22 protein-coding genes are annotated in these 23,542 nt (G+C 67.4%); 11 read left to right on the forward strand and 11 right to left on the reverse strand.

Annotation, left to right across the window (positions count from 1 at the left end):
* Nucleotides 1-3 precede the first annotated feature (3 nt).
* From J4H85_RS13215 to J4H85_RS13260, 10 genes are all read left to right on the forward strand, one after another.
* Nucleotides 4-270 carry an exodeoxyribonuclease VII small subunit gene (locus tag J4H85_RS13215; RefSeq protein WP_208240601.1) on the forward strand — a complete coding sequence of 89 codons (267 nt, stop codon included), beginning with the start codon at nt 4-6 and terminating at the stop codon, nt 268-270.
* Entirely contained in the window at nt 270-929 is a 660-nt protein-coding gene (locus J4H85_RS13220) for a DUF4245 domain-containing protein (protein WP_208240603.1), read from the forward strand. The genes J4H85_RS13215 and J4H85_RS13220 overlap by 1 nt, the downstream gene beginning before the upstream one ends.
* Nucleotides 930-955: 26 nt before the next feature.
* Nucleotides 956-1,648, forward strand: coding sequence for a carbonic anhydrase (locus tag J4H85_RS13225; RefSeq protein ID WP_208240605.1), 693 nt, complete (start codon nt 956-958; stop codon nt 1,646-1,648).
* Between the two features lie 37 nt (nt 1,649-1,685).
* Entirely contained in the window at nt 1,686-3,092 is a 1,407-nt protein-coding gene (locus J4H85_RS13230) for a class II fumarate hydratase (protein ID WP_208240607.1), read from the forward strand.
* 47 nt (nt 3,093-3,139) lie between these two features.
* On the forward strand, nt 3,140-3,940 hold the full coding sequence (locus tag J4H85_RS13235) for an SGNH/GDSL hydrolase family protein (RefSeq protein WP_243893836.1): 801 nt from the start codon (nt 3,140-3,142) through the stop codon (nt 3,938-3,940).
* A gap of 11 nt (nt 3,941-3,951) precedes the next feature.
* On the forward strand, nt 3,952-5,766 hold the full coding sequence (gene glsA / locus J4H85_RS13240; protein WP_208240609.1) for a glutaminase A: 1,815 nt from the start codon (nt 3,952-3,954) through the stop codon (nt 5,764-5,766).
* Nucleotides 5,767-5,852: 86 nt separating this feature from the next.
* Nucleotides 5,853-6,509, forward strand: coding sequence for an ABC transporter permease (locus tag J4H85_RS13245; RefSeq protein WP_243893837.1), 657 nt, complete (start codon nt 5,853-5,855; stop codon nt 6,507-6,509).
* The gene (locus tag J4H85_RS13250) at nt 6,506-7,714 is read left to right on the forward strand and encodes an ABC transporter ATP-binding protein (RefSeq protein ID WP_208240611.1); all 1,209 of its coding nucleotides are present in this window, start codon (nt 6,506-6,508) and stop codon (nt 7,712-7,714) included. Before J4H85_RS13245 ends, J4H85_RS13250 begins: the two co-directional genes overlap by 4 nt.
* Nucleotides 7,711-8,499: an ABC transporter permease gene (locus J4H85_RS13255; RefSeq protein ID WP_208240613.1), complete on the forward strand. Its 789-nt coding sequence runs from the start codon at nt 7,711-7,713 to the stop codon at nt 8,497-8,499. Before J4H85_RS13250 ends, J4H85_RS13255 begins: the two co-directional genes overlap by 4 nt.
* Before the next feature lie 65 nt (nt 8,500-8,564).
* On the forward strand, nt 8,565-9,500 hold the full coding sequence (locus J4H85_RS13260; RefSeq protein ID WP_208240615.1) for a glycine betaine ABC transporter substrate-binding protein: 936 nt from the start codon (nt 8,565-8,567) through the stop codon (nt 9,498-9,500).
* Between the two features lie 33 nt (nt 9,501-9,533).
* Here J4H85_RS13260 and J4H85_RS13265 read toward each other — a convergent pair whose 3' ends face one another.
* Both J4H85_RS13265 and phoH2 read right to left on the reverse strand, forming a co-directional pair.
* Nucleotides 9,534-11,060: an asparagine synthase-related protein gene (locus J4H85_RS13265; RefSeq protein ID WP_208240616.1), complete on the reverse strand. Its 1,527-nt coding sequence runs from the start codon at nt 11,058-11,060 to the stop codon at nt 9,534-9,536.
* A 148-nt stretch (nt 11,061-11,208) separates the two neighbouring features.
* Nucleotides 11,209-12,534, reverse strand: a complete 1,326-nt coding sequence (phoH2, locus tag J4H85_RS13270) for an RNA 5'-3' helicase PhoH2 (RefSeq protein WP_208240617.1) — start codon at nt 12,532-12,534, stop codon at nt 11,209-11,211.
* A gap of 357 nt (nt 12,535-12,891) precedes the next feature.
* Here phoH2 and J4H85_RS13275 point away from each other — a divergent pair, with 357 nt between their 5' ends.
* Entirely contained in the window at nt 12,892-13,467 is a 576-nt protein-coding gene (locus J4H85_RS13275; RefSeq protein ID WP_208240618.1) for a TetR/AcrR family transcriptional regulator, read from the forward strand.
* 7 nt (nt 13,468-13,474) lie between these two features.
* On the opposite strand, the gene J4H85_RS13280 is transcribed toward J4H85_RS13275, so the two are convergent.
* The 9 genes from J4H85_RS13280 to lysS form a co-directional block, all read right to left on the reverse strand.
* Nucleotides 13,475-14,638 carry an acyl-CoA dehydrogenase family protein gene (locus J4H85_RS13280; RefSeq protein WP_208240619.1) on the reverse strand — a complete coding sequence of 388 codons (1,164 nt, stop codon included), beginning with the start codon at nt 14,636-14,638 and terminating at the stop codon, nt 13,475-13,477.
* Nucleotides 14,622-15,866 carry a CaiB/BaiF CoA transferase family protein gene (locus tag J4H85_RS13285; RefSeq protein ID WP_208240620.1) on the reverse strand — a complete coding sequence of 415 codons (1,245 nt, stop codon included), beginning with the start codon at nt 15,864-15,866 and terminating at the stop codon, nt 14,622-14,624. The genes J4H85_RS13280 and J4H85_RS13285 overlap by 17 nt, the downstream gene beginning before the upstream one ends.
* Nucleotides 15,867-15,888: 22 nt before the next feature.
* Entirely contained in the window at nt 15,889-16,503 is a 615-nt protein-coding gene (locus tag J4H85_RS13290; protein ID WP_208240621.1) for a hypothetical protein, read from the reverse strand.
* A gap of 55 nt (nt 16,504-16,558) precedes the next feature.
* Complete coding sequence (locus J4H85_RS13295; RefSeq protein ID WP_208240622.1) at nt 16,559-17,098, reverse strand: amino-acid N-acetyltransferase; 540 nt, start codon at nt 17,096-17,098, stop codon at nt 16,559-16,561.
* Nucleotides 17,099-17,181: 83 nt separating this feature from the next.
* Nucleotides 17,182-17,370 (reverse strand): hypothetical protein, encoded by a 189-nt coding sequence (locus tag J4H85_RS13300; protein WP_208240624.1) that lies wholly within the window; start codon nt 17,368-17,370, stop codon nt 17,182-17,184.
* A gap of 127 nt (nt 17,371-17,497) precedes the next feature.
* Nucleotides 17,498-20,026 (reverse strand): ATP-dependent Clp protease ATP-binding subunit, encoded by a 2,529-nt coding sequence (locus J4H85_RS13305; RefSeq protein ID WP_208240626.1) that lies wholly within the window; start codon nt 20,024-20,026, stop codon nt 17,498-17,500.
* A gap of 123 nt (nt 20,027-20,149) precedes the next feature.
* Complete coding sequence (gene cls / locus J4H85_RS13310; RefSeq protein WP_208240628.1) at nt 20,150-21,634, reverse strand: cardiolipin synthase; 1,485 nt, start codon at nt 21,632-21,634, stop codon at nt 20,150-20,152.
* Between the two features lie 76 nt (nt 21,635-21,710).
* Nucleotides 21,711-21,914, reverse strand: a complete 204-nt coding sequence (locus tag J4H85_RS13315; RefSeq protein WP_208240630.1) for a hypothetical protein — start codon at nt 21,912-21,914, stop codon at nt 21,711-21,713.
* Nucleotides 21,915-21,961: 47 nt separating this feature from the next.
* Nucleotides 21,962-23,506 (reverse strand): lysine--tRNA ligase, encoded by a 1,545-nt coding sequence (lysS, locus tag J4H85_RS13320; protein WP_208240632.1) that lies wholly within the window; start codon nt 23,504-23,506, stop codon nt 21,962-21,964.
* Nucleotides 23,507-23,542: the final 36 nt, after the last annotated feature.

Below are 23,542 nucleotides of genomic sequence, written 5' to 3' on the forward strand. Positions count from 1 at the left end.
GGCATGTCTGACTCGACGCCGGCCGATGCCATCGCCGCACCCGATGAGCTGAGCTACGAACAGGCGCGCGACGAGTTGATCCAGGTCGTGAACCGCCTGGAGCAGGGCGGCACCACCCTCGAGGAGTCCCTGCAGCTCTGGGAGCGCGGCGAAGCGCTGGCAGCCCGCTGCGAGGAGTGGCTGCTCGGCGCGCGAAAGCGGCTCGAGCAGGCCCGCAACGCAGGGACGTCCGATGCCGCATCGGAGACGGTCGGAGGCGACGCGGAGTAATGGCGCGGAAGCAGAAGCCACCCGCGGTCGTCGCCGAACTCGGACGACCCGAGACCCCTCAGGAGACGGCAACGCGGAAAGCGCGCGACAGCCGTCTGTACCGCGAGCGGAAGACGGTGAACAACCTCGTCCTCTCGCTGTTCGTAAGCCTGGCGCTGGTCCTCCTCATGGTCCTCATCGTCCCGCGCGGCACCGGAGGGTTCTCCGAGCACGAGGTCGATGTCGCCTCGCTCGCCGCCGAAGCCTCGCCCAGCGCGGGTCACACGCTCGTCGCGCCCGAGGTTCCCGAGGGCTGGAAAGCGAAGCAGGCCGAACTGCGGCACGACTCGGACACCCGGATCACGTACTGGTACATCGGGTACACCACCGACGACGAACGGTACGCCGCCGTGGTGCAGGCGTTCACGCCCGACGGCGCCCCGGTCGAGGACCGGTGGATCGCCACGCAGATGGAGCAGCAGTCCGCAACGGGCGAGACCGCGCTCGGCGGGGTCGACTGGACGGTCTACGACCACCGGGATCGGAACCCCGACGAGGCGAACATGCTGTACGGCGTGCAGGGAGTCGGCGGCGACACTACTCTGCTGGTGTACGGGACCGACAGCGCCGAGTCGATCGACGCCCTGGCGACGTCCGTCGCCGAGCAGGCCGTGGAATAGAGCCGAACAACCGAAGGAGAGAACGCGTGACCGCACCCCGCGTGACCCCGCAGCAGGCGTGGGACGCCCTGCGCCAGGGCAACACCCGATTCATCGAGGGCACCCCCCAGCACCCGAGGCAGGACGTCGAGCGCCGCAGTGAACTGCAGGCCGTGCAGACGCCGGACGCGGCACTGTTCGGCTGCGCCGACTCGCGCCTCTCGGCCGAGATCATCTTCGATGCCGGGCTCGGCGATCTGTTCGTCGCGCGCAACATGGGCCACGTCGTCGCGGAATCGATCACGGCGTCCATGGAGTACGCGGTGAGCGAGCTCGGTGTCGCGATCATCGTCGTGCTCGCGCACGACTCGTGCGGCGCTGTCGCGGCCGCGATCGATCGCGCGTCGAGCACCCCGACGCCGGTGCCGCAGGCTGTCGAGAACGTGCTGGGATCGATCGTGCCGTCGGTGCAGCAGTTGTGGCTCGCCGAGCACACGGACACCCCGTACGCCGATCCGGCGAACATCGATGCGGACCACGTCGGTCGCATCCACCTCGCGGCCACCGTGAGCGAACTCCTGCGGAGCTCGCGCATCATCAGCGACGCCGTCGCCGCCGGGCAGCTCGCCGTGGTCGGATGCCAGTACCGCCTCGCCGAGGGGTTCGCCGTGCCGCTTTCAGCCGTCGGCCCCCTCGACCTCGCTTCCAGCGGCGCACCCGACCTCGCGTCGCGGGCGTAACCGCCTCAGACCCCCAGCCACCGAACGAAGGATCACCGTGACCGCAGAGACCGACTACCGCATCGAGCACGACACCATGGGAGAGGTCCGCGTTCCGAAGAACGCCCTCTACGCCGCGCAGACGCAGCGCGCCGTCCAGAACTTCCCGATCTCGGGGTCGGGACTCGAGCCAGCTCAGATCATCGCGCTGGCCCGGATCAAGCGCGCGGCGGCCATCGCGAACGGCGAGCTCGGCATTCTCGACTCGGGGATCGCCGACGCGATCGTCGCCGCTGCGGACGAGATCATCGGCGGCGACCACCACGACATGTTCCCCGTCGACACCTACCAGACCGGTTCGGGCACCTCGTCGAACATGAACATGAACGAGGTGCTCGCAACGCTGGCGAGTCGCCACCTCGGCGGCACCGTGCACCCGAACGATCACGTCAACGCGTCCCAGTCCTCGAACGATGTGTTCCCGACCTCGGTGCACATCGCGGTGACCGGTGCGCTGATCGAGCAGCTCACGCCGGCACTCGAGCACCTCGCTCAGGCCTTCGAGCGCAAGGCCGATCTGTGGGCCGAGGCCGTGAAGCCGGGTCGCACGCACCTCATGGATGCGACCCCGGTCACGCTGGGACAGGAGTTCGGCGGCTACGCCGCCCAGATCCGCTACGGCATCGAGCGCGTCCAGGCGGCACTCCCCCGCGTCGCGGAGGTACCGCAGGGCGGCACCGCCGTCGGCACGGGCATCAACACGCCCGCCGGGTTCCCGGAGAAGGTCATCGCCGAGATCGCCGAGTCGAGCGGCCTGCCGATCACCGAAGCGCGCAACCATTTCGAGGCGCAGGCCAACCGCGACGGACTCGTCGAGGCGTCGAGTGCCCTGCGCACCATCGCCGTGTCGCTGACGAAGATCAACAACGACCTGCGGTGGATGGGGTCGGGCCCCAACACGGGACTCGGCGAACTCCACATCCCCGACCTGCAGCCGGGTTCATCGATCATGCCGGGCAAGGTGAACCCCGTGATCCCGGAGGCCGTGCTCATGGTGTGCGCGCGGGTCATCGGCAACGACGCGACCATCGCATGGGCCGGAGCGTCCGGCTCGTTCGAGCTCAACGTGCAGATCCCGGTGATGGGGACCGCGCTGCTCGAGTCGATTCGCCTGCTCGCGAACGGTGCGACGGTGCTCGCCGACAAGACGGTGGACGGCCTCGAGGCGAACCTCGACCGGGCAGCCGAGCTCGCGGGCATGAGCCCCTCGACCGTCACCCCGCTCAACCGACTCATCGGGTACGAGGCCGCGGCGAAGATCGCGAAGCACTCGGTGGCGAAGGGCATCACGGTGCGGGAGGCGGTCGTCGACCTCGGGTACGTTGAGCGCGGAGAGGTCTCGGAGTCGGATCTCGATCGGGCACTCGACCTGCTCTCGATGACGCACCCGGGCGTCGCTCAGTAATCGACGCCTCCATCGACGTCTCACGAGACCCCGGAACGGAGGAGCGCATGTCCGAGCACATGCCGCCCGTGCATCCGTTCCGGGGTCTCGTCGCGCTCGGCACGGTCGTACTCGGAACGGTGGCCCGACGTCTCGGTTGGCAGCAGGCCGCGGAGTTCGCGAACCGACCGGTCATGGCGCTCTCGGATCAGCAGCCCGTGACGGCGGACTGGTGGCGCGCGCGCCGGAAAACCCCGGGCGACGTCTTCATCATCGCACTCGGAGACTCGACGGCGCAGGGCATCGGCGCGAGCCGGCCGGGATACAGCTACGTCGGGCAGGTGGTGGACCGGATGGAGGCGTACACCGCAGCCCCAGTGCACGTGACCAACCTGGCGGTCTCCGGCGCCACGACGACGCTCTGCGCCCGCGACCAGCTGCCCCGACTGGTGAACCCCCTCACGAAGGATCCCGAGGTCGTGACGGTGGCGATCGGCGCGAACGACATCGCTCAGTGGGACCCCGTGGTCTTCCACCGGAACCTCTCCGAGATTCTCGACGCCGTCCCCGACCACGCGCTCGTCGCCGAGCTCCCCTGCTTCTTCACCCCTCGGGCGCAGCGCCGCGTGCGCACCGCGAACCGGATCCTCCACACGCTCGCCGCGGCCCGAGGCCTCACCGTGGTCCCGCTGCACGCGGCGACTCGTGCGCGGGGCATCCGCGGCATCCTCACCGAATTCGCCGTCGACGGCTTCCACCCGACCGACAGCGGGTACACCGTCTGGGCCGACACGTTCTGGCCCTACGTTCGCGCCCGCATCGACGCAACCACGCGAGCTCGTTCGTCTGCGGAGGAGCACGCAGGCTAGGCTCGACTCCCATGGAATCGCCGATCATCACCTACCTCCGCGGAGTGCTCGACGAGTTCTCCGAACTCCGCGACGGCGAGCCGTATCCGGTGAACATCCCGGGCGGCGCTATCGACCCGGACGACTTCGCGATCGCGCTTGCGACCGTCGACGGTCAGGTGTACGAGGTCGGCGACTCTGACAAAGAGTTCCTGTTGCAGTCGCTGTCGAAGCCGCTGAGCTACGCGCTCGCGCTCAGCGACCTCGGCACCGAGGCGGTCGACGCGAAGGTCGATGTCGAGCCCTCGGGCGACCCCTTCCACGAGATGTCGCTCGCCGAGGAGACGGGCCGCCCGGCGAACGCCATGATCAACGCCGGCGCTATCGCCATCGCCTCGCTCATCAAGGGTTCGGGCGGGCGCAGCGCGATCCGGCGCATCGTCGACACCTACTCCGCCTGCGCGGGTCGAACACTCCGCACGAACGGTCGCGCCTACCAGGGCGAGCGTGCGATCAGCGACCGCAACCACGCGCTCGCCTACCTGTTGAGTTCGGTCGGGGTCATCGACGGCCGTCCTTCCGCAGCACTCGAGACGTATCTGCGACAGTGCACCGTGCAGGTCACGACCCGCGACCTCGCCATGATCGGGGCGACGCTCGCGAACGGCGGCACCAACCCCGTGACGGGTGTGGAGGCCCTCGATCCGCAGGCCGTCGAGCGCACCCTCTCGGTCATGATGACGTCCGGCATGTACGACGACGCCGGTGACTGGGTCGCGCGCGTCGGCATGCCGGCGAAGTCGGGAGTCGGAGGCGGCATCATGGCCGTCCTCCCCGGTCAGGCGGGCCTCGCGGTCTTCTCGCCTCCGCTCGACCAGCACGGCAACAGCGTGCGGGGAACGGCGACGAGCCGACGGGTTTCGCAGGACATGGAGCTCCACTTCGTGCGATCGGCGCGCGCGGGGCGCTCCGCGATCCGCAGCACGCACACGATCGACCGCGTCCCCTCACGGATCCGGCGCACGGAGGAGGCGTCGGCCGTCCTCGCCGAGCACAGCCAGCGCGCCGTCGTCGTCGAGCTGTCGGGGGATCTCTTCTTCGCCGGCACCGAGTCCGTCGTCCGCGAGCTGAGCGACCTCCCCGACGACGTGGAGATGGCGGTGCTCGACCTGCGCCGGGTGAACGAGGTGGGCCCGCTGGCCCTCTCGGTGCTCCCCCGTACGGCGGAGCGCTTCGAAGCGGAGGGACGACAGCTGATCCTGGTCGATCCCGATGGACTGATCGATCACGCGTTCGACGACGAGCACACCCACACGTTCGACGATCACGACCTCGCGATCATCCACTGCGAACGCACCCTGCTCGAGCGGTACGGCGCGGAGTCGATGCCCGCAGAAGTGCCGATCGAGGATGCTCCGGCACTGGCGATGCTCGACGCCGACGATCTTCGAGTCATCACGGCACTCATGGAGCCCGTCTCCTACGACTCCGGCGAGGTGATCCGCCGCGTCGGTCAGCGCTTCGCGGGCGTCTTCTTCATCCTGTCCGGCGCGGTGTCGACGATCGCTTCGGACGCCGAGGGCAACCGGTTCCGGCTGAGCACCCTCAGCGCCGGCATGATGATCGGCGACCTCGCCCTCGCAGACACGGATCGGCAGGAGACTACTGTGAAGGCCGAGTCCGACACGCGGGCCCTACTGTTGAGCGCCGACGCGATCGCGACCCTGGAGGCCGATGACCCCGAACTCGCGGTGCGGTTGTGGCGAGCACTGGCGCGCGAGGCCTATGTGCGGGTCGACGCGCACGCGCGCGCCGTTGCCGCACGCATCCGAGAGACCGCACCGTGACCGTTCCACGACTCGGCCGTTCAGAAAATCGCCTACTGTAAAGTAAGTACGTCTTGTCAGGCCGAGAACCCCTCGCGCCGCACCGAATGGAGCATGCGATAGAGTTCATCGATTTTCTCGGCAAGCGCGCCGACGACATGTGGGAGCTGGGCCTGGGCCACGCGGCGGTGGTCGGCATCTCCGTCGTCCTCGCCTCCGTGATCGGTATCGGGCTCGGCGTGCTCGTCTATCGGAACCGTCGCGCCCGAGACTTCGTGCTCTCGCTCACGGGCGCGATGCTGACGATCCCATCGTTCGCGCTCTTCATCCTCCTGTTGGGGCCCTTGGGGCTCGGCGCGCGACCCGTCATCGTGGCACTCACGATGTACGGCTTGATGCCTGTGATCCGCAACACGGTCGCCGGTCTGAACAGCGTCGATCCCGCGGTGTCGGAATCGGCTCAGGGGATGGGGCTCACCCGCATCCAGCGGTTGCTGCGCATCGAACTTCCGCTCGCCTGGCCCATCATTCTGACGGGGATCAGGGTCACGACGCTCACCCTCCTCGGCATCGCGGCGATCGGTGCGATCGTCAACGGTCCCGGATACGGCGAGCTCATCTTCACGGGTCTCGCGAGGGTCGGCACTCCGGTAGCCGTCAACCTGGTGCTGGCCGGCACGCTCGGGGTCGTGGTCCTCGCGATCCTCTTCGACATCCTCTTCCACGTGGCTCGACGCCTCACGACCTCTCAGGGACTCCGATGACCGACACCACAGCGCACGACATCATGATCCGCTTGGACGGCCTGTCGAAGCGGTACCCAGGCCAGCAGCGCGATGCCGTCGCATCGCTGGATCTCGACATCCGGCGGGGTGAGATCGTCGTCTTCGTCGGGCCGTCCGGGTGTGGCAAGACCACGACGATGAAGATGATCAACCGCATCATCGAGCCGTCGACCGGTCGCATTCTGCTCGACGGCGAAGACGTCACCGAGGCGAATCCCGACCAGCTGCGCCGCCGCATCGGCTACGTCATTCAGCAGATCGGACTGTTCCCGCACCTCACGATCGGCGAGAACATCGCGACGGTGCCGAAACTCCTGGGGTGGAAGAAGGATCGCATCGCGGCCCGCGTCGATGAGTTGCTCACCACGGTCGGGATGGATCCGGAGGAGTACCGCGATCGCTACCCCAAGCAGCTCTCGGGCGGTCAGCAGCAGCGCATCGGCGTCGCACGCGCGCTCGGGGCCGACCCCGAGGTGCTGCTCATGGACGAGCCGTTCGGAGCGATCGACCCCATCACGCGCGATCGACTCCAGAACGAGCTGCTGCGCCTCCAGGCCGAGATGCGCAAGACCATCGTCTTCGTGACCCATGACATCGATGAGGCGATCAAACTCGGCGACCGGATCGTGATTCTGCAGGAGGGATCGCGGATCGCGCAGTACGACACCCCCGAGCGCATCCTCACGGCGCCGGCCAACGATTTCGTCCGCAGCTTCATCGGCCGCGGTGCGTCGTTGAAACGCCTGAACCTCACGCGCGTCGCCGATGTGCCGCTGCGGGAATGGCCGACCGTCGACATCGATACACCGCCCGAAGCGGCCCTCGAGGTACTGCGCGGAGTTCCGGAGAGCGCGCTCCTCGTCGTCGACGGCGCGGGGCGACCCGTGAGCTGGCTCCTGGCGGACGACCTGCGCGCCCCGGAGGGCCGTCCCCTCTCCGCCCTCGGAACGCCCATCGACCACACGGTCGAACCGCGTGCCACGCTGAGCGACGTGCTCAACGAGCTCATCACCGCGCGGCACAGCGTATCCGTCGTGCTCGACGACACCGGTGTCGCCCGTGGCGTGATCGACTTCGACCAGATCAACGAGACGATTCGAGAGATGCGCAGTGTCGCCGTCGGCGAAGCGCGCGCCGGGCTGGCCGAGGTCGGCAGCGGGGCCGCCCCGCAGGAGCGCGAATGACCGCGACGACCGGGCTCACCCCCGCCGCCGCGGTGACGAGCCGGCCTGGAGGCGGCCGCCGAATCGCGTGGGGCCGGTACCTCACCATGCCCCTCGTGCTGGCGGGCGTATGCCTGGCCCTGTTCCTCTACGTGCAGTCGCAGTCCCTCGACACCATCGAGGCGCGCGCACTGAGCCCCGCTCGACTGACCACCGCCATCTGGCAGCACGTGCAGCTCGCAGCCGTGTCGACGGTGTTCACCCTGCTCATCGCCGTACCGCTCGGCGTGCTGCTCAGCCGCCGGTTCACCCGGCGCGTGCGGCCGGTGATCATCACGATCCTGACGCTCGGTCAGGCGGTGCCGACGATCGCGATCCTCGTCCTCCTCGCCGTCGCATTCCTTTTCCTCGGCTTCCCGGCCGCGATCCTCGGTCTCGTGCTGTACGCCATCGTCCCGGTCCTCCTGAACACGATCGTCGGGCTCGAGCAGGTCGACGCGACCGTGCTCGAGGCCGGACGCGGCATGGGGATGTCGCGGAGCACCGTGCTGCGTCGCCTCGAGCTGCCGCTCGCCGTGCCGGTGATCCTGGCGGGGATCCGCACCGCGCTCGTCATCAATGTCGGAACCGCCACACTCGTCACCTACATCAACGCGGGGGGTCTCGGCGACATCATCGTCGCCGGCCTGACGACGAACCGCTTCGTCGTCCAGCTCGTCGGAGCCGTGCTGACCGCCGTGCTCGCCCTGCTCATCGACTACCTGGCCGGCATCGCCGAAGACCTGCTACGGCCGAAAGGTCTGTGACCCGGGCCCACGACTTCGTCCACCCACCGATGTCCTGAGACATCACCACGATCCGAGGAGAACATATGAGAACCCCGCGCAGAACATTCGCAGCGCTCACCGCGGTCGGTGCGGCGGTCGCACTCGCCCTGACCGGTTGCAGCGACGGCGGATCAGGCGGTGGCGGCGAGGGCGAGCTGTCCGGTGCGTCCTTCACCGTCGGCTCGAAGGAGTTCACCGAGTCGCACGTGCTCGCACAGATCAGCATGGTCGCGCTCGAGAACGCGGGTGCGGACATCACGGACCAGACCGGCATCTCGGGCAGCGCGACGGTGCGCGAGGCACTGGAGACCAGCGAGATCGATCTCTACTGGGATTACACGGGGACGGCCTGGGTGAACATTCTCGGCAACACCACCGAGGATCTTCCCGAGGACCTCTACGGAGCCGTGGTCGAAGCCGACGCCGAGAACGGTATTGCTTGGCTCGAGCCCGCACCGTTCGAGAACACCTATCGCATTGCAACGACCGATGAGTTCGCCTCCGAGAACTCGCTCACCAACATGACCGAGGCGGCGGCGTTCATCAACGACAACTCGGATCAGTCGTCCGTCTGCGCTGCGAGCGAGTTCATCAACCGGGACGACGGGCTTCCCGGGCTCGAAGAGGATTACGGCTTCGAGTTCGGCGAGGTCGTCGAGCTCGACCTGAACCTCATCTACACCCAGGTCGGGGACTCCTGCCAGTTCGGCGAGGTCTTCTCGACCGATGCGCGCATCACGTCGAACGAGCTGACGGTGCTCGAGGACGACGCCGACTTCTTCGTGCCGTACGCCGGTGTCGCGACCCTGCGTCAGGAGACCCTCGACGAGTACCCGGCCATCGCCGAGATCCTGGACCCGATCAGCGCGGAACTCACCAACGAGGTGATGATCGAGCTGAACGGCAAGGTCGACAACGATGGCGAGGATCCGCGCGATGTGGCCGAAGAGTGGCTGGAGGAGCAGGGTCTCCTCTCCTGATCCGTCGAGCCCTGCGCCGAGTGCGGTTCGCGGTTACGCCTCCGCGAACCGCACCACGGTGCGATCGGCATCGATGCCGGTCAAGGCTTCGACGAACATCCGGTAGTAGGCCAGTTCCTCACCGGTGCGCAGTGGCGGGTCCACCTGCGCAGCGTGCTGAGCCAAGTCCTGCGGTCCGACGCGGCTGCCGTAGTGCGTCCGCAGCACATCGCTCATCCCCGTCCCCTGGCCGAACTGCTCCTTCCGTCGCCACAGGACGTCATCGGGCAACCAGCCCGCGAACGCGCGGCGCAGCAACCACTTGGCGGGTCGACGTGCGTTCATGAGTTTCCAGGCGGGTGGAAGCGACATGGCCAGCTCGACCACATCGAGGTCGAGATAGGGCAATCGTGCTTCGAGCCCGTGCGCTGCGGCCATGCGGTCCACACGCTGCAGGCCCCCGGCATGCATGTCGCGCAGTGTCGCCAGCAATTCGGCGTGCAGCCCTTCGGCATCCGAATGACGACCGAAGTGCGCGTACCCGGCGAAGAGCTCATCGGCGCCCTCGCCCGCGAGCACGACCCCCACATGGTGAGACGCGAGCTCTGCGACCAGGAAGTGCGGTACCGCGCTGTGCACCAGCGTGGGATCGAACCCCTCCAGATCCGCGATGATCTGCGGGACCAGCGCGATCGCATCGTTAGCAGTGTAGACGTGCTCGCGGTGCACCGTGCGCAGATGCTGGGCGACCGCCCGCGCGCTCTCGAGGTCGCGGCAGCCCTCCATACCCACGGAGAACGTCGGGAGGCGGACCCCGCGCTCCGCAGCGATCCGGCTCGCGATCGCCGCCACGATACTCGAGTCGACGCCACCGGAGAGCAGGATGCCGACGGGTGCTTCCGCATCGAGCCGGCGCTCCACGGCGCGCGTGAGCGTCTCCCGCACCGCCCCGAGCACCCATTCGGGCGGAGTTTCGGCGGGCGCGCGGCTCTGCATCAGAACGGGCGAGCGCCCCGGCGGATCCGGAAACGCGACGAGTCCGGCCTCGGGGGTCCACGAGTGGCCGGGCGGGAACGGCCGCACATCGCGCCGCCAGTCCGCGTCGAACGCCTTCATCTCCGAGGCGAACAGGACCGTGCCGTCACGCTGTGCCCAGTAGAGCGGGGCGATGCCGAACACGTCGCGTGCCGCCGCGAACGTTCCTCCGTCACCCGCGATCACGAGGGCGAACGACCCCCACAGCCGCGGGAACGACTGCGGGCCGCTCTCCGTGAAGAGACGGAGCGCCGCATCGAGGTCTGGCGCCGTCGTGCGTCGATCCGGTGCTGCCTCCGGGCGCGATCGACGACCGTGGATGATCTCGCCGTCGCCCACGAGCCAGGTTCCCGACGCATCACCCCCCAGCATCGCCGACGTCTCCGGGTCGGCGATGTCGCTCGTCGCGAGTCGGGCCGTGCCGATCCAGGCGTGCGCGAGTGCGCGACCATCGAGCCCGTCCGGCCCGCGATGGCGCATGCGCTCGAGCATCCGCCATCCCGTGTCCGCATCGAATGCGCCGTATGCCGCTGCGATCGCCGACATATCGCCTCCCCTTACTGCGGGCTCCCGGTCGGCTCGGGGGAGCACGAGAGGAGCGTCACGAGGACACTCTACGTGTCGTACATCAATGAACGTCGAGTCGGCGCAACGCTCTTGTCGAGGCGCCGATCGTCAGCCCCGATCGTGAGCTTCAGCCGGCGTGATCCTCGAGCACCTCCGTGACCAGTGCCGCGATCGCACTGCGTTCGGACCGGGTGAGCGTGACGTGTCCGAAGAGCGCGTGCCCCTTCAACTTCTCGATCACCGCGGCGATCCCGTCATGGCGCCCTACCCTGAGGTTGTCCCGCTGCGCCACATCGTGCGTGAGGACCACCCGCGAGTTCTGGCCGATGCGGCTCAGCATGGTCAGCAGCACGCCGCGTTCGAGCGACTGCGCCTCATCCACGATGACGAAGGCGTCGTGCAGGGAGCGCCCGCGGATATGCGTCAGCGGCATCACCTCCACCAGTCCCCTGGCGACGACCTCATCGAGCACGTTCTCCGAGACGATCGAGCCGAGCGTGTCGAACACCGCTTCAGCCCAGGGGTTCATCTTCTCCTGCTGATCGCCCGGCAGATAGCCGAGCTCCTGCCCGCCGACGGCGTACAGGGGCCGGAAGACCATGACCTTGCGGTGCTGTCGCCGCTCGAGCACCGCTTCGAGCCCCGCGGCGAGCGCCAGCGCCGACTTTCCGGTTCCGGCACGACCGCCGAGCGAGACGATCCCGACGCTCGGGTCGAGCAGCAGGTCGATGGCGAGTCGCTGCTCGGCGCTCCGCCCCGAGACGCCGAAGACCTCCCGGTCGCCCCGAACGAGCGCGAGCGATCGGTCCGCCGTCACCCGACCGAGTGCTGATCCGCGCTGAGAGGTCAGGATCAGTCCCGTGCCGATCGGCACCCCGGCGGTTTCCTGTGCTTCGGGCAGCTTGCCCTCACTCCAGAGGTCCGCCATGCGATCCTCCGCGAGGCCGACCTCGACGATGCCGGTGTACCCGTCATCGCCGATCTGCTCGGCGAGGTACTCATCGGCGCCGAGGCCGATCGCCGCCGCCTTGACCCGCATTGGCAGATCCTTCGAGACGACGGTCACATCGGCGCCCTCAGCGGCAAGGTTGTGCGCGACGGCGAGAATCCGGGTGTCGTTGTCCCCCAAGCGCAACCCGCGCGGGAGTCCTGAATCCGCTCCATGGTTGAGCTCGACCCTGAGCGTGCCGCCGTCGTCGCCGACGGGGACCGGAAGGTCGAGACGACCGTGACGAACCCGCAGCTCGTCCAAGAACCGGAGTGCGCGACGCGCGAAGTACCCGAGGTCGGGATCGTGGCGCTTCTTCTCCAGCTCGGTGACGACGACGACGGGGATCACGACCTCGTGTTCCGCGAACCGCTGCGGAGCGCTCGGATCGCCGAGCAGCACTGAGGTGTCGAGCACGTACGTGCAGACCCGAGGTGCGGGGGTGGTGGGGGTGGTGTCCGCCATGAGGACTCCTTCTGGACCGGGGGAGCAAGACCTGGACAGGGCTTACGCTACGCCGCGGAGGCAGAGCGACCGGCGCGACATGCCCGGGCTGCCCAGTTCGCCGAAGTGAATTCCGGGTGACATGCAATCTTCACCGATTCGACACTGAACCGTTGGCACCAAGGTCGTATAATTTCTTTGCATCACTGCCCAGATGCGCAATGCCGCCGCCGAAATCGCCCGGGCGTCTGCGGAGCGACGCCGCTCGACGGCTCATCCGATCGTTTACTTCGGAGGTCAGAAATGTGGAGACTGTGTCTTCACTCTGAACTCCGGGGCTGCCAGAATGGCCCTCGCAACGGTGGCTAAGCTGGGTCCATGACTGATGCGAGAGTGGTTCGAACTCGAGCAGCACTGCACCGGGCCGCGACCCGACTCGCCTCAGAGCGAGCCGTCTCGGCAATCACGGTGTCTGACTTGGCTGCCGAGGCGGGTATCAACCGCGCTACCTTCTACAAGCACTACATGTCGCCGAACGAGGCGCTCGCTGCGCCGCTCCGCGATGACCTCGCCGTGGTCCGCGCTCGCGAGGTCTCGGGTGCCGCGTCACTCGCGACCGTCATCGAGAAACTGCTCGGCGACACCTTCGATCACATCGCCCGGTTCACCGATGTGTACGCGACCGCCGTGGAGCAGCCGCTCGACGGCGTCGTCTCCAATGTCCTGAGCGAGCACTTCACCGATGCGGTGGCGCACTTCATGGAGTCGCACGACGGCGCTGTCCTCGCATTCGAAAGCGATCCGGCGCTCACGGCCCGTTTCGTCGGTTCCGGGGTCGCTGGCACCGTCGAAGCCTGGCTTCGCGCAGGATCGAGTGATCGCCCGTCGCTGCTTCGCGCGATCTCGTCATGCCTGCCCGGGTGGGCGCACGAAGAACGCGCACCCGCCCGCTGAGTCGCGCTCAGAACGCCGCGAGACCGGTCAGCTCGCGGCCGATCACCAGCTGGTGCACCTCGTCGGTCCCCTCGTAGGTACGCACCGATTCCAAGTTGGCCATGTGTCGCATCACCGGGAACTCGCTGGTGATGCCGTCGCCGCCCAGAATCGATCGCACGGTCCCGGCGATCGCGATCGCCTCGCGCACGCTGTTGAGCTTGCCGACGGAGATTTGCCCGTGCGTGAGCGTGCCGGCATCCTTCTGTCGCCCGAGATGCAAGGCGAGCAACAGCCCCTTCTCGTACTCGACGAAGCAGTCCGCGAGTTTCGCCTGCGTCAGCTGCTTGCCACCGATCGGCGTGCCGAACACCTCCCGGGTCTGCGCGCGCTCGACACCCACCTCGAGGCAATCGCGCGCCGCCCCCATCGCCCCCCACACGATGCCGTACCGAGCCTCGTTGAGGCACTTGAACGGCGCCGAAAGCCCGCGGGCCTCCGGGAGCATCGCGTCCGCGGGCAACCGCACATCCGTCAGTTCGATCTCGCACTGCAGCGATGCCCGCATCGAGAGCTTGTTCTCGATCGCCGTCGCGGTGAAGCCCGGTGTCTCGGTCGGGACGACGAAGCCGCGGACCACACCCTCCTCGTCTTTCGCCCAGATGACCGCGACTTCGGCGATGGTCGCGAGACCGATCCAGCGCTTCGCACCGTTCAGCACCCACTCGTCTCCGTCGCGTCGCGCGCTCGTGAGCATGGTGTTCGGATCGGAGCCGCCCTGCGGCTCGGTGAGCCCGAAGCAACCGATCGCCTCACCGCGTCCCATGCGCGGCAGCCATGTCTGCTTCTGCTCCTCCGAACCGAACTTCCAGATCGCCCCCATGACGAGCGACCCCTGCACCGAGAGCGCCGTCCGGAACCCCGAATCGACGGCCTCGAACTCCATCGCCACGAGACCGTAGGCGACGGACGACGCGCCAGGCAGACCGTACCCGTGCAGATACATGCCGAATGCGCCGAGCTCGCCGACCTCGGGCAGCAATTCGACCGGGAGCCGACGATCCTCGAACGCCTGGTCGATGATGGGTCGGATGCGCGTCTGCGCGAAGTCGCGCGCGCGCATCTGCCACTCCCGCTCCTCATCACTCACGAGCGCGGAGATATCGAAGAGGGCGTCAACGGTCGTCGTCATGGCATTCCTTCATGTTCTGGACGGGAGGCGTTCGCCAGTTCCCGTCGGTATCGTGGGCGCCCAGAGCGGGCGGGGGCAGCACATAGTCGGCCGGGGTCGCAGACAGGTCGACGGGGTTCGCGACCGAGCGGACGACGTGCACGGCCCCGTCGGCTCCCGGAGCTTCGAGCGACACGACGGGATCGAGCCCGAGCGACGCCGCAAGATCGAGCGCCTGCCCCACGGAGTTCACCCGACCGGCGGGGATCGCGAGCGCGGTGAGACGGTCGATCCATGTGTCGGCGTTTCCTGTCGCGAGACGCGTCTCGAGCATCTCGCGCAGGGCGTCGCGGTGCGCGACGCGGTCCCGATTGGTCGCGAACCTCGTGTCGATCGCGAGTTCGGGCGCGCCGATCGCCTCGCAGAGCCGGGTGAACTGGGCATCGGTGCCGACGGCGACCGCGATGGGCTGATCTGCGGCGCGCAGCGTCTCGTAGGGCGCGATCGACGGGTGCGCGTTGCCCATGCGCTCAGGAGACACCCCGGTCTCGAGCGTCGACGACGCCTGATTCGCGAGCGCGGAGAGCAGGGACCCGAGCAGCGTGACGGAGACCCGCTGGCCGCGCCCGCTCTGCGCGGTACCCGGGGTATCCCGGGCTCGCAGTGCCGCCTGAATGCCGATGACCGCGTTCTGCCCGGTGAGAATGTCGACGAGCGCGACCCCGACCTTCGTCGGCGCTCCCCCATCGGCGTCGGGGGTTCCGGTGATGCTCATGAGCCCGCCGACCGCCTGCACGAGCAGGTCGTAGCCGGGCAGGTCGGCGCCGCCCGCGGTTCCGAAGCCGCTGATGGAGCAGAAGACCACACCGGGATTCCGGGCGGCGATCGCGTCGTAGTCGAGGCCGAACCGCTCCATGGTCCCCGGACGGAAGTTCTCGATGACGACATCAGCGGTCTCCGCCAGCTCGCGAGCGCGGCGCACCCCATCGGGGTCGCGCAGATCGCACACGACGGATCGTTTCCCCCGGTTCGCCCCCGCGAAGTACGTGCTGGTGCCCGCGGCGTTCACCGGAGGCGCCCACTGCCGCGTCCCGTCGCCGTCGGGGCTCTCGATCTTGATCACGTCGGCCCCGAGATCGGCGAGCATCATGGTGGCGTACGGTCCCGCGAGCACGCGCGAGAAGTCGGCCACCCGCACACCCGATAGCGCACCGGATCCCACGGTCGAATCACCGTCCTTCACGTTCATCTCGGTCTCGGTCCCTCACCCGTCAATACAGCAGGAACTGAGCGGTGTCCTTGCCAGCGAAGTCGCCCACCTTCACCTTCAGATGATACGAGGAGCCGTCTGCGGGGACCGGATCGCGCGTGATATCGCAGGACTCCGCGCTCGAGCGCGTCCGGTCCCAGGCCACCGTCTCGGTTTCGAGCGGTTCACCCGGCTGCAGTTCGACGTTCAAGTGCTCGGGATCCTCCTGGCAGTCCTTCGACCGCCAGACCGCGTCGTCGCCGCTCGTGATCTCGAACTCCTGCATCGCCGTACCGAGGTCGGCGGCGCACACCTCGTCACCGGTGTTCTCGATGGTCATCGAGAGCGCCGGCTGCTCGCCGTCGGCGTAACTCGCCTGATCGGTCGCAGGCGTCACGGTGATCGCACCGCTCCCACACTCCGGGACCTCGCCCTCGGGCGTCGCCGTCTCCTCACCCACGATGTCGTCGGGCACGCTGACCTCCGACGCGCCCCCGGCGCCGCCGCTGGCGCCGGGACGCAGGAAGATCAGCACGATCACCGCAATGACGGCGACGATCCCGGCGAGCACCAGGAGGCGCCGCCGGATGTAGACCTTCCGATCCTTCGGCCCCACGGGGTTGCGCAACGTCGACATAGCGTCAGCGTAACCCTGTCACATCGAAACGGCGGTCAGGCACGCGCAGGAGCGCTCAGCCGCGTGCGTCTTCGGCGTCCAAATGCTTCAGCATGCGCGTGTTTCCCAACGTGTTCGGCTTCACTCGCGCCAGGTCGAGGAACTCGGCGACGCCCTCATCCGTGGAACGCAGCAGCTCGGCATATACCTCAGCGGCGACGAGCTCGGCGTCCTCCTCGACCGGGGAGAACCCATGGCGGCTGAAGAAGTCCACCTCGAACGTCAGGCAGAACAACTGGCTGAGACCGAGATCGCGGGCCCGCTGCTCCAGCGCGGCCAGCAGCTGGTGCCCGATGCCGCGTCCCAACCACTGCTCGGACACCCCGAGCGTGCGGACCTCACCCAGTCGCTCCCACATGACGTGCACGGCTCCGTACCCGATCACGCGATCGGCGTCATCGACGGCGACGAGGAACTCGGGCACGTCTCCGTAGAGGACCACCAGATCTTTTCCGAGCAGGATGCGTCGGTCGACGAGCGGAGACATGAGCTCGACCATCTGGGGGATGTCTGAGGTGCGCGCCGGACGAATGCGCACGGGAGAGCTGACGGACATGCGCTCCAGCCTAGCGGCTGACCCGCTCGCCGCTTGACCGTGTGACGTCGACGCATGCGCGTCGACGGGTCAGCGCTGCCGCGTCAGCGATGCGAGCCGAGGTCGTGCCCCGGGTGATCGTCGCGGTGCGGTTCGTGCAACTCGTGCAGCGAGCCGATGATGTCGCCGTGCAAGAAGTCGTCGATCAGCGCGTCGACCGCGATGCCCTCTCCGGTGCCCGGAAGCATCTCGAGACGAATACCGCCGGTCGGTGTCACCGCTTTGCGTTCCATGCTTCATCGTACGTCCGGGTGGACGAACGCGGAAGAGCGGTCCCTGAGAATCGTCCGGCATGAGAGAGCACGACAGGCCGCCACCCGGAGGTGACGGCCTGTCGTGGTTCGGCGTGCGCGTCTCGCGCTACTCCCCCGTGCCCGGGGTGGCGGCGGTCGACGCGACGGCCGCGGCGGACGACGCGGTGCCGGACTCCTGCGAGGCTTCACCCGAGCGGTCGGTCTCGAAGGTGAAGGCACCGTCGACGAAGTCGACCTTCACCAGGTCACCGGCGAGCAGCTCGGCGCCCAGGATCTTCTCCGACAGCAGGTCCTCGATCTCGCGCTGCATGGCGCGGCGCAGCGGACGGGCGCCGAGCGTCGGATCGTACCCGACCTCGATGAGACGCTCCTTCGCCGGAAGCGAGATCTCGATGCGCATGTCGCGATCGTAGAGACGCTCGCGCAGGTTCTTGACGAACAGGTCGACGATCTGCAGCAACTCGTCCTTCGACAGCTGCGGGAACACGATCGTGTCATCGACACGGTTCAGGAACTCGGGCTTGAAGTGCTTCTTCAGCTCCTCGTTCACCTTGCCCTTCATCGTGTCGTACCCGACCTGGCTGTCGCCCTCGATCTGGAACCCGACCGGACCGCCAGCGATGGCCGACGAACCGAGGTTCGTCGTCATGATGATCACGGTGTTCTTGAAGTCGATCACGCGACCCTGACCGTCGGTCAGACGTCCCTCTTCAAGAATCTGCAGCAGCGAATTGAAGATGTCGGGGTGGGCCTTCTCGATCTCGTCGAACAGCACCACCGAGAACGGCTTGCGACGCACCTTCTCCGTGAGCTGGCCGCCCTCTTCGAAGCCGACAAACCCCGGAGGAGCACCGAACAGACGTGAGACGGTGTGCTTTTCGCCGTACTCCGACATGTCGAGCGAGATCAGCGCGTCTTCGTCATCGAACAGGAACTCTGCGAGCGCCTTGGCGAGCTCCGTCTTGCCGACGCCGGTCGGGCCGGCGAAGATGAACGAACCGGAGGGACGCTTCGGATCCTTGAGGCCGGCGCGCTGACGACGGATCGTCTTCGCGAGCGCCGAGATCGCCTCGTCCTGGCCGATGACCCGCTGGTGCAGGGCATCCTCCATGAAGCGCAGACGGCTCGTCTCCTCCTCGGTGAGCTTGAAGACCGGGATCCCGGTGGCCTGTGCCAGCACCTCGGCGATGAGACCCTCATCCACCTCGGCGTTCGTCGCCACGTCTCCCTTGCGCCACTGCTTCTCGAGCTGCAGGCGCTCGGCGATCAACTTCTTCTCCTCGTCGCGCTTGTTCGCGGCGAGTTCGAAGTCCTGGTTCTCGATCGCCTGCTCCTTGTCGGCGCGGACGACGGCGATCTTCTCATCGAACTCGCGCAACTCTGGCGGGCTCGAGAGGATCGACAGACGCAGGCGGGCACCCGCCTCGTCGATCAGGTCGATCGCCTTATCCGGAAGGTACCGATCCTGCACGTAGCGATCGGCGAGGTTCGCCGCGGCGACGAGCGCACCGTCGGTGATCGAGACCTTATGGTGCGCCTCGTACCGATCGCGCAGCCCCTTCAAGATGTTGATCGAGTGCGGGATCGACGGCTCGTTGACCATGATCGATTGGAAGCGGCGCTCGAGCGCGGCATCCTTCTCGAAGTGCTTGCGGAACTCGTCCAGCGTCGTCGCACCGATGGTCTGCAGCTCGCCGCGCGCCAGCATCGGCTTCAGGATGTTCGCCGCGTCGATCGCGCCCTCGGCAGCACCGGCGCCCACGAGCGTGTGGATCTCATCGATGAAGATGATGATGTCGCCGCGGTTGCGGATCTCCTTGGTGACCTTCTTCAGGCGCTCCTCGAAGTCGCCGCGGTACCGGCTTCCGGCGATGAGGGATCCGAGGTCGAGCACGTAGACCTGCTTGTCCTTCAGGATCTCGGGCACCTGGTTCTTCACGATCGCCTGCGCGAGGCCCTCGACCACGGCCGTCTTACCGACGCCCGGCTCACCGATCAGCACCGGGTTGTTCTTCGAGCGGCGCGAGAGGATCTGCATGACCCGCTCGACCTCTTTCTCGCGGCCGATGACCGGATCGAGCTTGCCCTCACGGGCGGCCTGCGTCAGGTTGCGACCGAACTGGTCGAGCACCTGCGAGCCCTTGGTGTTGCCCTCGGGCTGCTCGCCGCCGCCGACCGCGACGGACTCCTTGCCGGCCTGGTAGCCGGAGAGGAGCTGAATCACGGTCTGGCGCACACGGTTCAGGTCTGCCCCGAGCTTCACGAGCACCTGAGCGGCGACACCCTCGCCCTCACGAATGAGGCCGAGCAGGATGTGCTCGGTCCCGATGTAGTTGTGACCGAGCTGCAGGGCTTCGCGCAGGCTCAACTCCAGCACCTTCTTGGCGCGCGGGGTGAACGGGATGTGCCCCGCCGGCGGTTGCTGACCGGTGCCGATGATGTCGGTCACCTGCTCGCGGACGGCGTCCAGCGAGATGTCGAGCTGCTCGAGCGCCTTGGCGGCAACGCCCTCACCCTCGTGAATCAGCCCGAGCAGAATGTGCTCGGTGCCGATGTAGTTGTGGTTGAGCATCTTCGCCTCTTCCTGGGCGAGGACGACGACACGGCGAGCCCTGTCGGTGAATCTCTCAAACATCAATAACCTCCCGCGGCTGGGTTCGTCGACGGTGCGACCTCAGCCGATGGAAACCAGAATACGTGCCGCGTGCGGAGTTTGCGTGCGTGTTCGCCGCAGGCGTGACGCCCGCGGGCGGGCCCGCTACTGCAGTGCCGACGTGAGTCGCGCGAGGTTGTCCATGAGCTGCCACCTGAGCGGTTGTCTCGCCCACTCCTCGGCCGTCATCTCCCGTGAATTCTCGCGGTAGTAGTCGTTCACCTCGTCGAGCTCGCACACGAACTCCGTGCCGTGCACCACCATGGAGACCTCCATGTTGAGGCCGAAGGATCGTTGATCCATGTTCGATGAGCCGATGACCGCCACCTCGTCGTCGACGGTGAAGTGCTTCGAGTGGAGGATGTAGGGCGGGCGGAACATGTGGATGCGCACGCCGGCGCGCAGGAGCTCCTCGTAGTAGGAGCGCTGCGCGTGATAGACGACCGGCTGATCCCCGATCTCGGAGACGAAGAGTTCGACGTGCACCCCGCGTCCTGTTGCGGCACGAATGGCGTTCATGATCGAGCCGTCGGGAACGAAGTACGGGCTGGTGATACTGATCCGCGACACCGCGGTGTACATGAGGGCCACGAATACCTGGAGGTTGTTCTCGCTCACGTACCCGGGGCCGCTCGGCACGATCTGGCAGTCGAGGTCGCCCGGCTGGGGCACGGCGATCTGGTTCTCGGCGAGGTGCTCGAGGTACTCGCCGGTCTCGAGAAACCAGTCCCCCTGGAAGACCGCCTCGAGGCCGAGGACCACGGGCCCCTCGACCCGCACCATCAAGTCTTTCCAGTGCAGTCCGCGGCGGCGGTTCGACCGCTTGTTGTAGCTCGAGTCTACGAGATTCTGGGATCCCATGAATCCGACCTCGCCGTCGACGACGACGATCTTGCGATGGTTTCTCAGATCGGGACGCTGGTATTCGCCGCGCCACGGGCGCACGGGCAGCATGTACGACCACTGCGCCCCGAGCTCCGTCAGCTTGTCGGCCGTGCGCTTCATGCCGGGGTTGCGCACCGAGGAGATGTGATCGAGCAGTACACGGACCTCGACTCCGCGCCTGCGCACCTCTGCGAGGGCGTCGAAGACGACCTCGGTCGTCGCATCGAAGACGAGGATGTAGAACTCGATGTGCACGTAGGTGCGAGCGGTGCGGATCGCCTCCGCCATGCTTGCGAACGAGCCCTCGTAGTCCGTATGCAGCTGGGCGTGATTGCCCCGCAGCATGGGCTGCGCGCCCAGCGAGCGTCCGAGCTTGACCGCCCCGAAGACGCCCGGTGGAAGGTCGATGGCCCGTGTGACGAGCGCTTCCTCCTCCCGCGCCGCGATCTCGGCGACGAGCTCGTTGATCGCCTCCTGCTTCTGCACCCGTCCCTTCGGCAGACGGTTGCTGCCGATGATCAGGAAGAGGATGAGGCCGGGGATCGGGAAGAAGAAGATGGCGAGCAACCACGCCATACCCGACGTCGGACGCCGGTTGCGGGGGACGACGAACAGCGCGACCACACGGATGACGAGGTCGATGAAGACCGGAACGAGCGCCCAGCTCCACGACCAGTCGGCGACTGCCGCCCCGATCGCTTCCATGGCGCCCTCTCCGTCAGCCCATCATCAACTCCTCCCGTAACTGTACCGGGCAGGAGGCCGCGGAGACGCGCAGAGATCAGCTCCGCGCGTCGGACGCTGTCGGCTTCTCGGTGCGCGGCGGGAGGCCCATGCGCTCCCGCTCCTGCGCCTCCATCTCGCGATACACGCGCCGCTCCGTACGATCAGCGCGCAGGATGAGACGCATGACGACGAAGAAGAAGATGCCGATGAGCACGGTCGGCGTGATCGACCAGACCGCGTTCAGCCACCAGTTGTCCATGCGACCAGAGTACGGCACCCGCCTGGGAGCACCGCAGGGACCGACCCCTACTTGACGAGCGGGAAGAGGATCGTCTCGCGAATGCCGAGGCCCGTGAGCGCCATGAGCAACCGGTCGATGCCCATGCCCATACCGCCCGACGGCGGCATGCCGTGCTCGAGGGCGCGGAGGAACTCTTCGTCGACGCGCATCGCTTCGTCGTCGCCGCGCGCCGCCTGCGCCGCCTGCTCGACGAATCGCTCGCGCTGCACGACGGGGTCGACGAGTTCGGAGTAGCCCGTGGCCAGCTCGAATCCGCGCACGTACAGGTCCCACTTCTCGACGACGCCCGGAATCGAGCGGTGGTGCCTCGTGAGCGGGCTCGTTTCGACCGGGAAGTCCATGACGAATGTGGGTCGGGTCAGGCCGTCCTTCACGAAGTGCTCCCACAGCTCCTCGACCAGCTTGCCGTGGTTCGGCAGCTTCACTTCGACCCCTTCGGCATCAGCGATCGCCAGCAGCTCCTCGACGGAGGTCTCCGGGGTGATCTCGCGTCCGGCAGCCTCCGAAAGCGTGCCGTACATCGAGATGCGATCCCAGTCGCCGCCGAGGTCGAACAGTGTGCCATCGGCCCAGAGCACCGTGTGCGATCCCGCGCGGTCGGTGCCGGCGTTCGCGGCGAGCGCCGCGTTCTGCACGAGCGCCTGCGTCAGGTCTGCGATGCCCTGGTAATCGGAGTAGGCCTCATACGCCTCGAGCATCGCGAACTCGGGGCTGTGCGTCGAGTCCGCGCCCTCGTTCCGGAAGTTGCGGTTGATCTCGAAGACGCGCTCGAGCCCGCCGACGGCCGCACGCTTCAAGAACAGCTCGGGTGCGATCCGGAGGTAGAGTTCGGTGTCGAACGCGTTGGACCGGGTGATGAACGGGCGGGCGGACGCACCGCCGTGCATCGTCTGCAGCATTGGAGTCTCGACCTCGATGTAGTCCCGCTCGGCGAACGTCTGCCGCAGGCTGGCCATCGCGGCCGCGCGAGCGCGCACGTTGATGCGCGCCTGATCGCGCTGGATGAGGTCCAGGTAGCGCTGGCGCACCCGCGTCTCCTCATTCAGCTCGCCATACATGTTCGGCAGCGGCGCGAGCGCCTTCGCCGCGATCTGCCAGTCGCGCACCATGATCGACAGCTCCCCGCGGCGGCTCGAGATGACCTCGCCGCTGACGAACAGATGATCACCGAGATCGACGAGATCCTTGAACCGCGCGAGCGACTCCTCACCGACCTCGGCCAAGCTCACCATGGCCTGGATCCGCTCGCCGCTGCCGGACTGCAGGCTCGCGAAGCAGAGCTTGCCGGTGTTGCGCTGGAAGACGACACGACCCGCGAGTCCCACCGTCTCTCCCGACGCGCTGTCGGGGGTCTCGGTCAGGTGGGCCCACTGCGCCCGCACCGCGGGGATCGTCGTCGTGACGGGCACCGACACCGGGTAGGCTCCTCCGGCGAGATCCGCGTCGGCGTTCAGCCGTTCCCGCTTGTCGAGTCGCACCTGCTTCTGCTCGAAGACCTCGTTTTCGAAGCTCTCGGTATCGATGCGCTCTGGCGTGGTCTGATCGCTCATGTGGGCGGGGTCCTCCGTGTGGTCGGCGTACCGCAC

Source organism: Leucobacter tardus, from assembly GCF_017583045.1.
Classification (GTDB): Bacteria; Actinomycetota; Actinomycetes; order Actinomycetales; family Microbacteriaceae; genus Leucobacter; species Leucobacter tardus.

Bases quoted from the DNA above. Each gene is read 5' to 3' on its own strand.
- J4H85_RS13215 (WP_208240601.1), top strand. From the start codon at position 4: ATGTCTGACTCGACGCCGGCCGATGCCATCGCCGCACCCGATGAGCTG.
- J4H85_RS13220 (WP_208240603.1), top strand. From the start codon at position 270: ATGGCGCGGAAGCAGAAGCCACCCGCGGTCGTCGCCGAACTCGGACGA.
- J4H85_RS13235 (WP_243893836.1), top strand. From the start codon at position 3,140: ATGTCCGAGCACATGCCGCCCGTGCATCCGTTCCGGGGTCTCGTCGCG.
- glsA (WP_208240609.1), top strand. From the start codon at position 3,952: ATGGAATCGCCGATCATCACCTACCTCCGCGGAGTGCTCGACGAGTTC.
- J4H85_RS13245 (WP_243893837.1), top strand. From the start codon at position 5,853: ATGGAGCATGCGATAGAGTTCATCGATTTTCTCGGCAAGCGCGCCGAC.
- J4H85_RS13250 (WP_208240611.1), top strand. From the start codon at position 6,506: ATGACCGACACCACAGCGCACGACATCATGATCCGCTTGGACGGCCTG.
- J4H85_RS13255 (WP_208240613.1), top strand. From the start codon at position 7,711: ATGACCGCGACGACCGGGCTCACCCCCGCCGCCGCGGTGACGAGCCGG.
- J4H85_RS13260 (WP_208240615.1), top strand. From the start codon at position 8,565: ATGAGAACCCCGCGCAGAACATTCGCAGCGCTCACCGCGGTCGGTGCG.
- J4H85_RS13265 (WP_208240616.1), bottom strand. From the start codon at position 11,060: ATGTCGGCGATCGCAGCGGCATACGGCGCATTCGATGCGGACACGGGA.
- phoH2 (WP_208240617.1), bottom strand. From the start codon at position 12,534: ATGGCGGACACCACCCCCACCACCCCCGCACCTCGGGTCTGCACGTAC.
- J4H85_RS13275 (WP_208240618.1), top strand. From the start codon at position 12,892: ATGACTGATGCGAGAGTGGTTCGAACTCGAGCAGCACTGCACCGGGCC.
- J4H85_RS13280 (WP_208240619.1), bottom strand. From the start codon at position 14,638: ATGACGACGACCGTTGACGCCCTCTTCGATATCTCCGCGCTCGTGAGT.
- J4H85_RS13285 (WP_208240620.1), bottom strand. From the start codon at position 15,866: ATGAACGTGAAGGACGGTGATTCGACCGTGGGATCCGGTGCGCTATCG.
- J4H85_RS13290 (WP_208240621.1), bottom strand. From the start codon at position 16,503: ATGTCGACGTTGCGCAACCCCGTGGGGCCGAAGGATCGGAAGGTCTAC.
- J4H85_RS13295 (WP_208240622.1), bottom strand. From the start codon at position 17,098: ATGTCCGTCAGCTCTCCCGTGCGCATTCGTCCGGCGCGCACCTCAGAC.
- J4H85_RS13300 (WP_208240624.1), bottom strand. From the start codon at position 17,370: ATGGAACGCAAAGCGGTGACACCGACCGGCGGTATTCGTCTCGAGATG.
- J4H85_RS13305 (WP_208240626.1), bottom strand. From the start codon at position 20,026: ATGTTTGAGAGATTCACCGACAGGGCTCGCCGTGTCGTCGTCCTCGCC.
- cls (WP_208240628.1), bottom strand. From the start codon at position 21,634: ATGGAAGCGATCGGGGCGGCAGTCGCCGACTGGTCGTGGAGCTGGGCG.
- J4H85_RS13315 (WP_208240630.1), bottom strand. From the start codon at position 21,914: ATGGACAACTGGTGGCTGAACGCGGTCTGGTCGATCACGCCGACCGTG.
- lysS (WP_208240632.1), bottom strand. From the start codon at position 23,506: ATGAGCGATCAGACCACGCCAGAGCGCATCGATACCGAGAGCTTCGAA.